The following is a 13,490-nucleotide window of genomic DNA, read 5'->3' as shown; positions in this document are numbered from 1 at the left end:
CATGGAATTCGCCTACGACGCCAAGACCAAGGAAATGATTGCCGAGCTGACGGCATTCATGGACAGTCACGTCTACCCCGCAGAGAAGACGTTCCACGAGCAGCTTGCTGCTCTGGACAACCGATGGGCCTGGGACAGCGTGCCCGTGCTGGTCGAGCTGCGCTCCGAAGCGCGCCGGCGCGGCTTGTGGAATCTGTTCCTGCCCGGGCAGAAAGGCGCGGGTCTGACCAACCTGCAGTACGCACCGCTGGCCGAAATCACCGGCCGCAGTATTCAATTGGCGCCCGCGGTGTTCAACTGCGCTGCCCCGGATACCGGCAACATGGAGGTGCTCAACGAGTTCGGCACTGAGGAACAGCAGCGCAAGTGGCTGGAACCCCTGCTGGACGGCGAGATCCGATCGGCGTTCGCCATGACCGAGCCCGACGTCGCGAGCTCCGACGCCACCAACATCGAGCTGTCCATCGTGCGTGACGGTGATGAGTATGTGATCAACGGTCGTAAGTGGTGGATCACCGGCGCGATGAACCCGAACTGCAAGGTGTTCATCGTCATGGGCAAGACCGACCCGGGTTCGGAACGTCATCGCCAGCAGTCGCAGATCCTGGTTCCCCGGGACACTCCTGGGCTCGAGGTGCTGCGCGGCATGGAGGTGTTCGGGTATGACGACAACGACCACGGCGGGCACGCCGAGCTGAGCTTCACCGATGTGCGGGTTCCGGTGTCGAACCTGATCGGTGAAGAAGGTGGCGGATTCGCGATCGCCCAGGCCCGCCTCGGGCCGGGCCGTATCCACCACTGCATGCGCGCGATCGGCGTCGCGGAGCGCGCCATCGAGATGATGTGCCAGCGGGCCGCCAGCCGGGTCGCGTTCGGTAAGTCGCTGGCCGAGCAGGGTGTGATCCGCGACTGGATCGCCGAGTCTCGTGTTCGCGTCGAACAACTGCGGCTGCTGGTGCTCAAGACCGCCTGGTTGATGGACACCGTAGGAAACCGCGGCGCGCACACCGAGATTCAGTCCATCAAGATCGCCACGCCGCTCACCGTGCAGTGGATTCTTGACAAGGCCATCCAGGTGCACGGCGCCGGCGGCATCTCCCAGGACTTCCCGCTCGCCGCCATGTACGCGGGCATCCGCACGTTGCGATTCGCCGATGGGCCCGACGAGGTGCACAAGAACGCCCTCGCGCGCACGGAGCTGAAGAAGCACATGGCAAGTTGACCGCCCGGCTGCGTCCGGTTTATTTGCACCGGAAATGCGGATTCAAATAGCGTGTCGGTGTGCGGCTAACCGGTTTCAGTGACGTCGGGCTGCGGATCTTGATCCGGCTCGCCGCTGAAGACGGCCAGGAGCGGATTTCTACGCGCCAGATCGCCGAGGACATGCAGATCTCGTACACGCACGCGACCAAGGCGTGCGCGCACCTGGCTGCGGCCGGATGGCTCGACGCGGACCGTGGTCGGGGTGGCGGACTGGCACTCACCGAGGCCGGCCGCACCGCCCGCCTCGGCGACGTCGTGCGGTCGCTGGAGGACGACGGAGATACCGAACTGGTCGATTGCAGCGGGCTGGATTGTCCGCTGCAATCGGCATGCCGGCTGCGCTCGGCGTTGGCGCAGGCCAAAGCGGCGTTCTATGCGTCGCTGAACACCACCACGGTCGCCGATCTCGCGCAGCAGCCCACCCGGAACCTGCTCATCAGCCTCGGTGCGCTGGCCGCGCAGATTGATTCCCGCGCCGACTGAACCAGATGGCTCGACAGTTCGTGGTACCCGTACACCGCTGCGCAAGGGGATCACGATGCAACTGTCCGCACGCCTGCCCACCGCCCTCGCCGCGACTGCCGTTGCCGCGGCCGTCGTCGCACCGCTGGCGCCGATCGCGCCGACCGCGGAACATCCATCGCCGCCGGTCGTGATGCGCGAAATCAGTTTGGCTGCAACGGTTCCGCCGGGCGGGCTGATCGCGAGTTTCATCAAGAACCAGGGCATCTACTGCTCGATCATCTGTCCGCTGCTGGCGCAGACCGTCACGACGGGCATCACGACCACGCTGCAGGAGCCCGGGGTTTTCCTCGCGGCACTGCCGGCGAATGGTCCGCTCAAGGCGCTCGGCATGGCCGCCGCATCGATGACGGGACCGACCGCTGCGGCCATGGACAAGGCGATCGAGGCGGACGCGGCCATTCCCGCGCAGCGCGCGTTGAACGCCTTCGAGGTCGGCGTCGTCGGCCTCATGAACATCCCGCCCGCCATTCTGGGCGGCCCGGCTGCGGTCCTTCAGGCGTTCCAGCAATTCCGTCAGCAGACCTTCGATGCCCTCAACGCACCCGTCGTCCCGAACCCCGCGCCGACCGTCATGCCGCACGGTGTGTTGCAGGTGGCGGTGATCGGCGTCATCAATGTCGTTGCCGCCGTTATCTTCCCGGCCTTCAACGACGTCCTCGCCGGCGCGTTTCATGTGCCCGACGCCGTCGCCCAGGAACTGGCGAAGAGCGGTAATCCGGTGACCGCGGCCATGGCGGGCGTCCAAACCGCTGTCGGCGTGGTGACCGCGGCAGGCACTGTCATCGCGAACACCATCGTCACCGAGGTCAACAAGGTGCGCGCCGCGGCCATGCAGCCGGGCGCCTTTGCGCCGTTGGCTGCGACGAAGCCCGCCACCACGCCTGCGGTGACCAAATCTGCCAACAACACACCGGCGGTCGACGCCGCGCAGACCCCACCGAAGAAGCCGAAGAAGGCGGGGCTGACGACGCCGCCTCAGACGCCCGCGTCGTTCGCCAACCCACTGTCCGGGCTGACGAAAGGCCTGACGAAGGTCCTGCCGCCCAAGTCAAAGCCAGGCGGGAGGTCCGGCCTTCAGTCCACCGATCGCGGCGCCCAGACCGGAGTGCCCTCGCGCCCGGCCTTGCGCGCCAACCGGTGATTGCGGCCGCGAAGGAGCCGGAGCTGCAGCAGCGATTCGGTCCAGAACGCCGACCGCGGCGACGACGTCCACGTCGAGTCGAACAGTTTTTTGGTCGCCGCCAATGCGTCGGGGGAGCGCTCGATGAGCTGTGCGGCCAACGCTTCAGCCGCCGCCACCGGATCGGCGGCGACTTCCGTCACCAGTCCGTACCCCAGGGCTTCGGTCCCGGAAAACACCTCGGCAGTCATGGTCAGCCGCTTGGCCACATCCATCGGCAGGAGTTCGCGCAGCGTCACCGACCCGGTCATGTCCGGGATCAGACCCCACCGGGCCTCCATGACCGAGAGCTTGCAGTCCGGCGTGGCGATCCGGAAGTCGGCGGCCAGGGCGACCTGCAGTCCGCCGCCATAGCAGTGACCGTGCAACGCGGCGATCACCGGTACCGGCAGCTCGCGCCAAGCCCAGCATGCCTCCTGGAACAGGTTGGTCTTCTGCCCCGGAAACTTGCCGAAGTTGCGCACGGCGCTCAACCCCTGCAGTTTCGCTCCGGCGAAGTCCAGCCCGGTGCAGAACGCGCGCCCGTCGCCACGCAGAATGACGACCCGCACCGCACGGTCGCGAGCCAACCGGCCGGGGATCGCGGCGAGCGCCTCCAGCATCGGCAGGTCCAGGCTGTTCATCTTGTCTGCCCGGTTGAGCGTCGCGTAGGCGACGCCATCTCGAACTTCGACGGTGATCCGATCCATTGCCATTGGGGCAGGATAGTGCGGCCCGACCACTTACCACGGCGATGGCCGAAGCTGCGGGTATTTGAGGAAAATATCCAAACGGCCGCATGGCCGGGGGAGCCGCCCTACTGTGCTGCGGCATCCCCTTGGTGCGATATTCAGCAAACCTCCGGCGCGTGACGCTTACACGCGAGACAATTCATTCCGTTTCGCGAAGAGTGTGTCCGAAACCGGAATCGATGCGCTACTGTGATCCGCGTGACAGGCGAGGCGCGCGCGACCATGGCGGAACGCCAGCGTGCAAAACGCGCTGAGCTGGTCCGCGAGGAAGTCATCGAAGCGGCGTTGGCGGAGTTCGCTGAGCGCGGCTATCACCAGACCTCGATCAGTCACATCGCCAAGCGACTCGGGTCCGGGCATTCGATGTTCTACCGGTACTTCGAGAACAAGCGCGACATCGTCGACCACGCAGTGCGTCAGGTAAACGGTCGGGTGCTCGCGGCCATCGGTGACTCGACGCCCGGACGGCTGACGTCCATCATCGAATTCCGTGATCACCTGCTGGGGATCGGCATGGCCTATAGCGAACTCCTGGCCGACGAACCGCGGCTGATGCAGTTGATCGTGGTACAGGCGGCCGGTGTCGATCAGCAGATGACCGAGGAATTTCAGCGACTTTTCGATGACGGTGCCCGCGTCCTCGCGACGATGCTGCGCGACGGCATCAAGCAGGGATACATCCGTCCCGAGATCGACGTTCGTGCCACTGCCCAGACGATCTGCGCCATCCCGTTCGGCATCGCGCTGCGCTATGGCCAGAAGCCGAGCCGGGAAGAGCTGATCGCACAGACCCTCGCAAGCAACGAACTGGTGTGCCGTGGCATCGCCACCGAGTGGCCGGTATCCGGCCAGGAAGCGGCGGCCCGATGACCGACCAGGCACAACCCAGGGGAGTGGCGAAGTGGGGCGCCATCGCCGAGGCCATCGGGTGGGTCCGCCGATACCTGCAGAACCATCCGATCGCGTCGCTGAGCACTGCCGGCGGTCAGATCGTGCTCGGGTTACGCACGCTGGAGTACTTGTTCTTCGACATCGTCAAGGGCCGCTTCCAGGTGCGCGAGTTCCTGGACCAGGCGGCGTTCATGGCCGGAACCGCTTTCACCCCAACGGTTCTGGTGACCATCCCGATCAGCGTGACGCTGTCGATCCAGTTCGCGTTGCTCGCCGGCCAGGTTGGTGCCTCGTCTCTGTCGGGTGCGGCCACCGGCCTGGTGGTGATTCGGCAGGGTGCCCCGCTGGTCGCCTCGCTGTTGCTGGCGACGGCGGTGGGGTCGGCCGTGTGCGCGGACCTCGGATCGCGCACCATGCGCGAGGAGATCGCCGCGATGGAAGTCATGGGCGTGTCCCCGATCCAGCGGATGGTGGTGCCACGGTTGGTCGCACTGGTGCTCATCGGTGTGCTGCTCACGGGCGTCACGAGTTTCGTGGGGTACCTGGCGAGCTACATGTTCAACGTCTACCTGCAGAACGGCACCCCGGGTTCGTTCATCGCGACGTTCTCGTCGTTCTCGACGGTCGGTGACCTGGCATTGGCGATGGTCAAGGCCGTCGTCTTCGGTGTCATCGTGGCGGTGATCAGCTGCCACAAAGGGCTCGACACCCGCGGTGGCCCGGCGGGTGTGGCCAACTCGGTCAACGCCGCGGTGGTGGAGTCGGTGCTGCTGATGATGATCGTCAACGTCGTCATGAGCCAGCTGTACGTGATCATCTTCCCGAAAACGTCGATCTGACATGGCCGCTCCCTCAACATTCACCCCGCAGCTGCTGCGGCCGGTCACCGCGGTCGGCAACGGGCTGCTGAAGGCGGCCGGGCGTACCGGCCACATGATCGAGTTCTTCGGCAAGGTCGTGCTGGCCATGCCCACGATGTGGGTGCGGTACCGCAAGGAACTACTGCGGTTGCTGTCCGACATCACGTGGGGCAACGGCTCGATCGTGGTCGGCGGCGGCACCCTGAATGTGGCTGGGGTGCTGGGCGTTACCGCCGGCGCGCTAGTCGCGATCGAGGGCTACAACGCGTTGAACCTGTTGGGTTTGGGGCCGGCCACCGGTCTGGTCTCGTCGTTCGCCACCACCCGAGAACTGGCGCCGGCGATGATCGCGATGGCCTTCATCGCCCAGGCCGGCTGCCGGTTCACCGCGCAGCTGGGTGCCATGCGAATCAACGATGAGATCGACGCCCTGGACACCCTCGGTATCAACTCGGTGGCCTATCTCGTGGCAACGCGGGTGGTGGCCTCGATCATCGCTGTGGTGCCGCTCTTCCTGGCGTCGCTGGCACTGGCTTATCTGTCGTGCCAGCTGGTCAGTGTGGTGGCCGGTCAGTCCACGGGCACCTACCTGCACTACTTCGGCCTGTTCCTCGAAGGCCGGGACGTGTTGTTCGCGACCATCAAAGCGGTGGTGTTCGTGTTCATCTCCTCGACGATGCAGTGCTACTACGGCTACTTCGCTTCTGGTGGTCCGGCCGGTGTCGGCGTCGCGGCGGGCCGGGCGATGCGCGGCAGCGTCACCGTCGTGATGATCGTCAACATGCTCCTCACCATGGCGCTGTGGGGCGTCATCAGCGGCGCAAGGTTCGGTGGCTGATGGCCAACTCGTTCGATCATGACCCGCGGGGTTCGAGCAACCGCAAGCTGGGCGTCATCGGTCTGTGCTTCGGCGTGATCGCCGCGATCGCCGCGGTGCTGATGGTGGTCAAATCCCAAGGCAAGCTCGATGATTTCATCCGCGTGGACCTCAAGCTCGTCAACATCGGCGACGGCTTGCCGGAGCGCTCCGACGTCAAGTTCCGCGGCGTGATTGTTGGCATGGTGTCGGGCGTGACGCCCTCGCAGCATGGTTCGCCGAACGTGGTGCACGTCAACATCCAGCCGCAGTTCGCGCCACAAATCCCCGACAACGTGACAGCCCGGGTGGTGCCGGCAAACCTCTTTGCCGTGTCGGCCGTGCAGCTCGTGCAGAACGGCAACGGCGCGCGGCCCATCCGGAGCGGCGACGTCGTCATGGAAGACCAGACCCTGCCCACGGTGCTGTTCCAGAACGTATTGGCCAAGCTGCGGCAGCTGCTCAAGGCCGTCGGTCAGTCACCCGATGCCAACAACGTCGGTGTCTTCGCCGCCATCTCGGAGGCCACGCACGGGCGTGGGCAGAAGCTCACCGACGCCGGGCACGACGTGAATGAGATCATGCGGCAACTGAATTCGGTGGTGAAGTCCGACGACACCGGCCCGACGACGTTGTCGGCGCTCAAAGCCGCCTCCGAGAGCCTGCGGACCGTGTCACCGGATCTGTTCGCCGCGCTGGACAGCTCCGTCCGGCCGATGCGGACCTTTGCCGAAAAGCGTTCGCAGCTGACCAATTTCCTCAACGGCGGATTGAATACCACTGGGACCCTTGGTGATGCGTTCGACCATCAGACCGACCGGATGATCCAGGTCAGCACCGGCCTGACACCAGGGCTGGGTGTCATCGCAGATCATGCCGGCGAGTTCCACGGTATTTCGACACGCTTGCAGGCGCTGGCCAACAAGGCTTACGACGAGGCGTGGAACCCGGAGACCAACATGTTGACCGTGAAGGCGGTCATCTCGATGAATCCGTCCCGGCAGTACACCCGGGCAGACTGCCCGCGGTACGGCGCGCTGGAGGGGCCGAGCTGCCGAACTGCGCCGGAAACGCCGACGGCACCTGACCTCAAACCAGGGCTGGCGTCCATGGGTATGGCCCCGCCCGCCTGGGTTCCCGAGAACTACCCCAACACCGCTCCGCCGCGGTTCTCGGTGCCGATCGTGCCCGACTTTCCCGGGCCGCCGGACCCCGATGCGCCGCCGGCGCCCCAGGGCGCGCCCGCGCCCGGGCCGCAAGCCGTGCCCGCACCCGCGGGGCCACCGTTGCCCGCGGAAGTCGGTGCGCAAGCACAGATTCAGCAGCAATCTGCGCCGCTGTTCGGCGGAACAGTCGGTCCGGTTGGCAGCGATGTCGAGAAGGATCAGTTGAGCAAGATCGTCGGTGGCCCAGCCACATCCGCCACCCAGCTGTTGCTGGGCCCGGTTGCGCGCGGGCAAGACATACAGGTCACTCCGATTCCGGAGGGGCAGCGATGAAACTGAAACGCAGCACCGTCGTCTTTCTCACCTTGTTCCTGGTGTTCTCGGTCGCCGTGACCTGGATGGTGTTCGCCACCTTGCAGCGCAACATCGCCGGGCCGACCACGACCTACTCGGCCATGTTCAAGGATGTTTCGGGGCTGGCCGAGGGCGATGACGTCCGGGTCGCAGGCGTTCGGGTGGGCCGCGTCGACAAGATCGACCTGACATCCGACTACCGGGCGAAGGTCACCTTCCAGGTGCACAGCAACCAGACCCTCTACACCAACACGTTGGCCTCGGTGACCTACCAGAACATCATCGGGCAGCGCTACGTCGGCCTCAGCCAGGGCGAGGGAGAAAAGCGGAAACTGCCGGCAGGCGCACAGATTCCGGAGAATCGGACCAATCCGTCCTTCGATATCTCTTACATGCTCAACGGTTTCGAGCCGCTGTTCACCGAGTTGGACCCGAAGCAGGTGGACAACCTGACGGGCGCCATCATCCAGGCTTTCCAGGGCAACCAGGGATCGCTCCTGACGTTGACCACGCAGGCCTCGGTGTTGACGCAGACCCTCGCGGGTCCGGATGCGGCACTGGGAGATTTGATCGCCAACCTCGACAAGCTCATGACAACGCTGGCGCACCAGAGCGCGAATCTGGAGACCATGCTGAGCCAGACGTCGGCGTCGATCGCGTCGTTCAACGCCCGGCGCCAGGAGCTGCTCGCTTCGGTGGGGTCGATTACCGCGAATGTGAATCGGCTGTCGACCATCGTCAATGCGATCACTCCGAACATGCAGGAGTTCATCGCCCGCGACCCCGGATTCTTGAAGTACAGCACCACGGATGGCAAGGCCCGGTTCGGCTACATGATGGCCAACGTGCCCTTGCTCTTGAAGGGGCTGAGCCGAATGACACAGGACGGCACCTACCTGAACGCGTACCCGTGCGATGTCGACTTCGCGCTGTGGCGCGGCCTGAAGCAGTGGTTCCAGAATTTCGTCATCGCCGCCACCCCGGGTAATGGCAACGAAGTGTGGCACACGGCGGTGTGCCGATGAGCGGCATGTTCGGCGGCCCGCTCCGCCCGGCGAACATCCCGGGCGGCCGGCAGCGAGTTCTGGAGGACTACAACAAGTTCTGGCTCGGCGTCATCGGTCTGACAGTGATCGTCGCGATGGTTCTGACGGTTGTGCTGATCAGCGTGCTCGACTTCGGCAGGAAGCAGTACACCGCCGAGTTCGCCCAGGCCGCAGCCATCAAGTCGGGAAATGCGGTGACGATCGCGGGTATCAACGTCGGCGAGGTACAGGACGTCGCCTTGGCCGGCGACCACGTGGTGGTCACCTTCAAGGCCGACAAGAACGTGCGGCTGGGTACCGAGACGCATGCGGCGATCAAGCTGACCACCATTCTCGGTTCTCGATATCTGGAACTCGCCCCCGCCGGCCCCGGTGAATTGCGAAGCAACACAATAAAGTTGAGTCACACTGAAGTGCCGTATGACCTGCAGAAGACGCTGGAGGGCGCGACCAGCACCCTGGCTCCGCTCGACGCCGACCGGATCGCCGAGTCGGTGCGAGTCATGAGCGCCAGCCTGCAGGGCCTGCCCGACGCGCTGCCGCAGGCGCTGACCAACCTGAATTCGCTGGCCGGCGTGATCCAGTCGCGTCGCGATCAGCTGGGCACGCTGATCACCAACGCCGACACCATCACGGCGCTGTTGCACCGGCAGAAGGCCGACCTGGGTGCCTTGGTGCTGCAGGGCAACCAGGTTCTCGGCGAGATCACGACGCGGCGGGCGGCAGTCCAGCGCCTGCTCGACGGAGTGACCTTGCTGGCTGATCGGGCGCACACGATTCTGGCCGATGAGCCGCAACTCGACGCGTTGATCAACAGCCTGCACGACTTCGCCAAGATGCTGGCCGATCACGACGCGCTGGTGCGCAACATCCTGCAGAACGCGCCTGTGGCGGCGCGCGATTTCGCCAACATCCTGGGTAGCGGGAATGCCGCGGACGTCCAGCTGTCCGGCGGTCTCATGGTGGATTCCTGGATGTGCGCGATCAGCGGCCGGGCCCGGCAGTTCAACATCGTCGAATACTTCAAGGACTGCAAATGAGTAAGCGCACCTTGATAATTGCCGCGGTTGCCGTTGTCGCGGTGGTGGCGTTGGTGACGACGGCGGCTGTCATGGTGCCGCGATTCTGGCACCGCGACATCAGGGTGACGGCACACTTCGAGGACGCCGTTGGGCTGTATCCCGGCAACGCGGTGTCGGTGCTGGGAATGCAGGTCGGCAAGGTCGACACGGTGGAGAACAAGGGTGGCTATGTCGAGGTCACCATGGACATCGATCGGAAGGTCCCCGTACCGAGCGACGTCGTCGCAGCGACCGTTTCCGCCTCGATCCTCACCGACCGTCACGTCGAGTTGACCCCGCCGTACCGTGGTGGGCCCAAGCTCCGCGACGGTGACCTGATCGGGTTGGGGAACACCAGGACCCCCGTCGAATTCGACCGAACCTTGGCCATGATCGACAAGCTCGGGACCGCCCTGCGCGGTGACGCGAATGGTGGCGGCCCGCTGGGTGATCTCGTCAATCTGGGCTCCCAAATCTCGGCGGGCAACAGCGCCCAGATCAAGTCCACGCTGACCAAATTGTCCGAGGCGCTCAAGGTCGGCCCTGACGGTGGTGCGCAGACACAGAAGAACCTTCAGCAGATCATTCGCAGTGTCTCGGATTTGACACAGTCGGCCGCCGACAACGATGCGGCCATTCGCACATTCGGCGCGAACGTGCACCAACTCAGCGACATCCTCGCGGACCAGAACTTGGGATCTGGTCGCACCGGCGCAAAGGCGAACGAGATCCTGCAGCAGGTGAGCGATCTGCTGAATCGGCACCGTGATCAGCTCAAGGGCGCATTCGGTGACCTGGACACGATGACCAAATCGCTGGCCGAAAACAAGCGTGAGCTGACGGAAACCATTGATGTGCTGCCACTGACGCTCGATAACTTGTACAACGTGCTGGACCCGGTCGGCGGTAGCATCCGCGTCCATCTCTTGACCGACAAGGTGATTGCGAACAACAACCTGAACAAGGAAATTTGCAATCTCATGGGCCTCAAGCAACTGGGTTGTGCGACAGGCACATTGCAGGACTATGGGCCCGATTATGGCTTGGGGGCGATGTTGGACCTGATGGGCAACGGCATCGGTCCGTCTGGTCAGGGCGAACCGCCCAAACCTGGAGCTGCGACGCCCAAGCCGGTGCCCGCAGTGCCTGCGCAGGGAGGGCCGACCCGATGAGCCTGACTTTTGTGCCGCGCGGTATGCGGTGTGCCGGTGTCCTCAGCGGTGTTCTGCTGATGACCGGTTGCGCCGCGGGCCTCGACAGTGTGCCGTTGCCTTCCCCGGGATCGGGTGGGCCGACGTACTCGTTGAATGCCGTATTCACCGATGCGCTGAATCTGCCGTCGAAGGCGAAAGTACGTTTGTACGGCGCGGATATCGGTGAAGTCACGTCGATCGAGGCCGATGACTTCACCGCGAAGGTGGGTATGCGGATCCGCAAGGATGTGCCGCTGCCGGTGGGAAGTACCGCTGAACTGCGTTCCGCCACGCCGTTGGGGGATGTGTTCCTGCAGATTCGGCCGCCCAGCGACAAGGCGGACGGTGGGGCGGTGCTGCACAACGGTGACACGATCCCGCTGGCGGACACGGCGTCGGCGCCGACGGTCGAAGAACTCCTCAATTCACTGGCGATGTTGGTCAACGGTGGTGCCGTTCGGGCGCTGACCACCGATGTCAACGGTGCCGGCAGGGTGGTCGGTGGACGCGGTGAGAAGCTGGCCGGGTTGATCTCGGAGACCAACCAGTTCCTGGGCAAGATGTCGGCGCGCTCGGCGCAGTTGGACGCGACATTGCGCAGCACCTCGAACATGGCCGCGGAAGTGGCGGTCCATCAGCAGACCATCGACTCGGCATTGTCGGCCGGAGCGCCGGCGCTGTCGGTGATCTCCGACAACACCACGCAGATCATGGATGTGGTCGACAACGTGGCCAGGATCACCCGGCAGCTGGCGAAGTTCCCGTCGATGCAGGGCACCGATACTCGCAGCTTCATCGCCGACATCAATAAGTTGTCGCAGGTCTCCAATGACATCGCGTTGGACCCGAACATCACGTTGACCGCGTTCAACCGACTGATCGGCGTTGTGGTCAAGTCCACGAATTCGGCTGCGCTGCATGGACGTGCATCCGTCGAGAAGATCGCGATCGGAGCCCTGCCGGACAAGAACTACGCGGGAGACCCCGGCATCCACGGACCTGATGGCACTGACTGGCATCTGATGATCGGCAGCCTGCGGTACGAGTGGAACATGATTGTCGGTCGAGTCAACGGGGCTGACCGCCCATGATCGGCATGTTGAATTCCGTTCTCGCGCTGGTGATTCGCGTCATCAAAGCGGTGGCCAGCCGCAAGGTGCTGCTCGCCCTGGTTGGGCTGGCGCTCACCGCGGTGGTGGCCTTTGCCTATATCGCCATCGACGGCCTGCGGTTCAACCCCTTCCACCGCACCATGGCCATCCGGATCATGCTGCCGGAATCCGGTGGGCTGCTGGCCAATCAGGACGTCACCTTGCGCGGCATTCCGATCGGCCGCGTCTCGGCCGTCAACCTCACGGGCAACGGTGTGGAGGCGGTCGCCACCATCGACAAATCGGCCCGGATCCCGAAAGACTCGCCGGTGCGGGTATCGGGCCTGTCGGCGGCTGGCGAGCAGTACCTGGACTTCCGGCCGGACCAGGGTGGTGGACCGTATCTGTCTGACGGCGCGATCATTTCGGGCAAGCAGGCCAGTATCCCGGTGACTTTGCCGCACATCATCGACCACAGCCGCGGTGCGTTGGCGCAACTGGATGCCGACAAGCTCGGCAAGATGTTCAACGAGCTGCACGTGACCAAGGACGGCCCGCGCAAGCTCGCCGCGATTCTCGACGGTGCCAGCTTGCTCGCGAACACGGTCGACTCGGTGCTGCCGGAGACCACCAGCATGATCCGCAGCACGCGGGTGGTGTTCGGCACTGTCGCCGACGTCCGACCGGGTCTGCAAGCGACGACCAACAGCCTGGAAGCGGTGCTCGGCGGCGTGAACAGGATGGACGGTGGCTTCCGCACGCTGGTCGACCGCGGCGAGCCGCAGTTGGCCACGCTGGACAACCTGATCGCCGACAACCGGCAGAACGTGGTGCAGATCCTCGGGAACCTGACCACGGTGTCGCAGATCATCTATCAGCGCATTCCGGCGCTGCAATACATCTGGCGGCCGGACCGCGACTCGTTCATCGACCGGTTCTCCGCCATGGTCCATGACGGTGGAATCTGGGCCCTCGGTGACATCTACCCCAAGTACCGCTGCGACTACGACCTGCCACGGCACCCGCCATCGGATGCAAGTTTCCCCGAGCCGTACAAGTACACGTACTGTGCTGATCAGGATCCGTCGCTGTTGGTTCGTGGTGCGCGCAACGCGCCACGGCCGCCGGGCGACGACACGGCCGGTCCGCCGCCGGGATACGACCCGCATGCGGTGACCGACAAGACCCCGCACTACCCGGGCTACACCATTGACACCCCCTACGGCGGTCCAGTCATGCCGGTGCCTCTGCCGAACTGACGGGCCACGAGATA

13 protein-coding genes are annotated in these 13,490 nt (G+C 64.7%); 12 read left to right on the top strand and 1 reads right to left on the bottom strand.

Features of this window, described 5'->3' with window-relative positions:
- Position 1 precedes the first annotated feature (1 nt).
- The 3 genes from ACWW1C_RS19620 to ACWW1C_RS19610 are packed head-to-tail and all read left to right on the top strand — an operon-like array spanning position 2 to position 2,929.
- Positions 2-1,222, top strand: a complete 1,221-nt coding sequence (locus ACWW1C_RS19620; protein WP_455979942.1) for an acyl-CoA dehydrogenase family protein — start codon at positions 2-4, stop codon at positions 1,220-1,222.
- 59 nt (positions 1,223-1,281) lie between these two features.
- Positions 1,282-1,746: an RrF2 family transcriptional regulator gene (locus ACWW1C_RS19615; protein WP_455979941.1), complete on the top strand. Its 465-nt coding sequence runs from the start codon at positions 1,282-1,284 to the stop codon at positions 1,744-1,746.
- A 55-nt stretch (positions 1,747-1,801) separates the two neighbouring features.
- Positions 1,802-2,929, top strand: coding sequence for a hypothetical protein (locus ACWW1C_RS19610; protein WP_455979940.1), 1,128 nt, complete (start codon positions 1,802-1,804; stop codon positions 2,927-2,929).
- Here the strand turns inward: ACWW1C_RS19610 and ACWW1C_RS19605 are convergent.
- Positions 2,863-3,657 (bottom strand): crotonase/enoyl-CoA hydratase family protein, encoded by a 795-nt coding sequence (locus tag ACWW1C_RS19605; RefSeq protein ID WP_455984364.1) that lies wholly within the window; start codon positions 3,655-3,657, stop codon positions 2,863-2,865. The two genes, ACWW1C_RS19610 and ACWW1C_RS19605, sit on opposite strands and share 67 nt — an antisense overlap.
- 264 nt (positions 3,658-3,921) lie before the next feature.
- On the opposite strand from ACWW1C_RS19605, the gene ACWW1C_RS19600 reads away from it, so the two are divergent.
- Genes ACWW1C_RS19600 through ACWW1C_RS19560 form a run of 9 tightly spaced genes read left to right on the top strand, consistent with a single transcriptional unit; the run spans position 3,922 to position 13,476 of the window.
- Positions 3,922-4,569 (top strand): TetR/AcrR family transcriptional regulator, encoded by a 648-nt coding sequence (locus ACWW1C_RS19600; RefSeq protein ID WP_455984363.1) that lies wholly within the window; start codon positions 3,922-3,924, stop codon positions 4,567-4,569.
- On the top strand, positions 4,566-5,429 hold the full coding sequence (locus ACWW1C_RS19595) for an MlaE family ABC transporter permease (RefSeq protein ID WP_455979939.1): 864 nt from the start codon (positions 4,566-4,568) through the stop codon (positions 5,427-5,429). Before ACWW1C_RS19600 ends, ACWW1C_RS19595 begins: the two co-directional genes overlap by 4 nt.
- A 1-nt stretch (position 5,430) precedes the next feature.
- Positions 5,431-6,288, top strand: a complete 858-nt coding sequence (locus ACWW1C_RS19590) for an MlaE family ABC transporter permease (RefSeq protein WP_455979938.1) — start codon at positions 5,431-5,433, stop codon at positions 6,286-6,288.
- The gene (locus tag ACWW1C_RS19585; protein WP_455979937.1) at positions 6,288-7,805 is read left to right on the top strand and encodes an MlaD family protein; all 1,518 of its coding nucleotides are present in this window, start codon (positions 6,288-6,290) and stop codon (positions 7,803-7,805) included. The genes ACWW1C_RS19590 and ACWW1C_RS19585 overlap by 1 nt, the downstream gene beginning before the upstream one ends.
- Complete coding sequence (locus ACWW1C_RS19580; RefSeq protein ID WP_455979936.1) at positions 7,802-8,851, top strand: MlaD family protein; 1,050 nt, start codon at positions 7,802-7,804, stop codon at positions 8,849-8,851. The genes ACWW1C_RS19585 and ACWW1C_RS19580 overlap by 4 nt, the downstream gene beginning before the upstream one ends.
- Positions 8,848-9,912 (top strand): MCE family protein, encoded by a 1,065-nt coding sequence (locus tag ACWW1C_RS19575; protein WP_455979935.1) that lies wholly within the window; start codon positions 8,848-8,850, stop codon positions 9,910-9,912. Before ACWW1C_RS19580 ends, ACWW1C_RS19575 begins: the two co-directional genes overlap by 4 nt.
- Entirely contained in the window at positions 9,909-11,105 is a 1,197-nt protein-coding gene (locus ACWW1C_RS19570) for an MCE family protein (protein ID WP_455979934.1), read from the top strand. Before ACWW1C_RS19575 ends, ACWW1C_RS19570 begins: the two co-directional genes overlap by 4 nt.
- Positions 11,102-12,217 carry an MlaD family protein gene (locus tag ACWW1C_RS19565; RefSeq protein WP_455979933.1) on the top strand — a complete coding sequence of 372 codons (1,116 nt, stop codon included), beginning with the start codon at positions 11,102-11,104 and terminating at the stop codon, positions 12,215-12,217. Before ACWW1C_RS19570 ends, ACWW1C_RS19565 begins: the two co-directional genes overlap by 4 nt.
- Complete coding sequence (locus tag ACWW1C_RS19560; protein WP_455979932.1) at positions 12,214-13,476, top strand: MlaD family protein; 1,263 nt, start codon at positions 12,214-12,216, stop codon at positions 13,474-13,476. Before ACWW1C_RS19565 ends, ACWW1C_RS19560 begins: the two co-directional genes overlap by 4 nt.
- Positions 13,477-13,490 lie beyond the last annotated feature (14 nt).

It is taken from the genome of Mycobacterium sp. HM-7, assembly GCF_053852335.1.
Note: the sequence above shows the minus strand (reverse complement) of the source record. Positions and strands in the feature narration are given on the sequence as shown.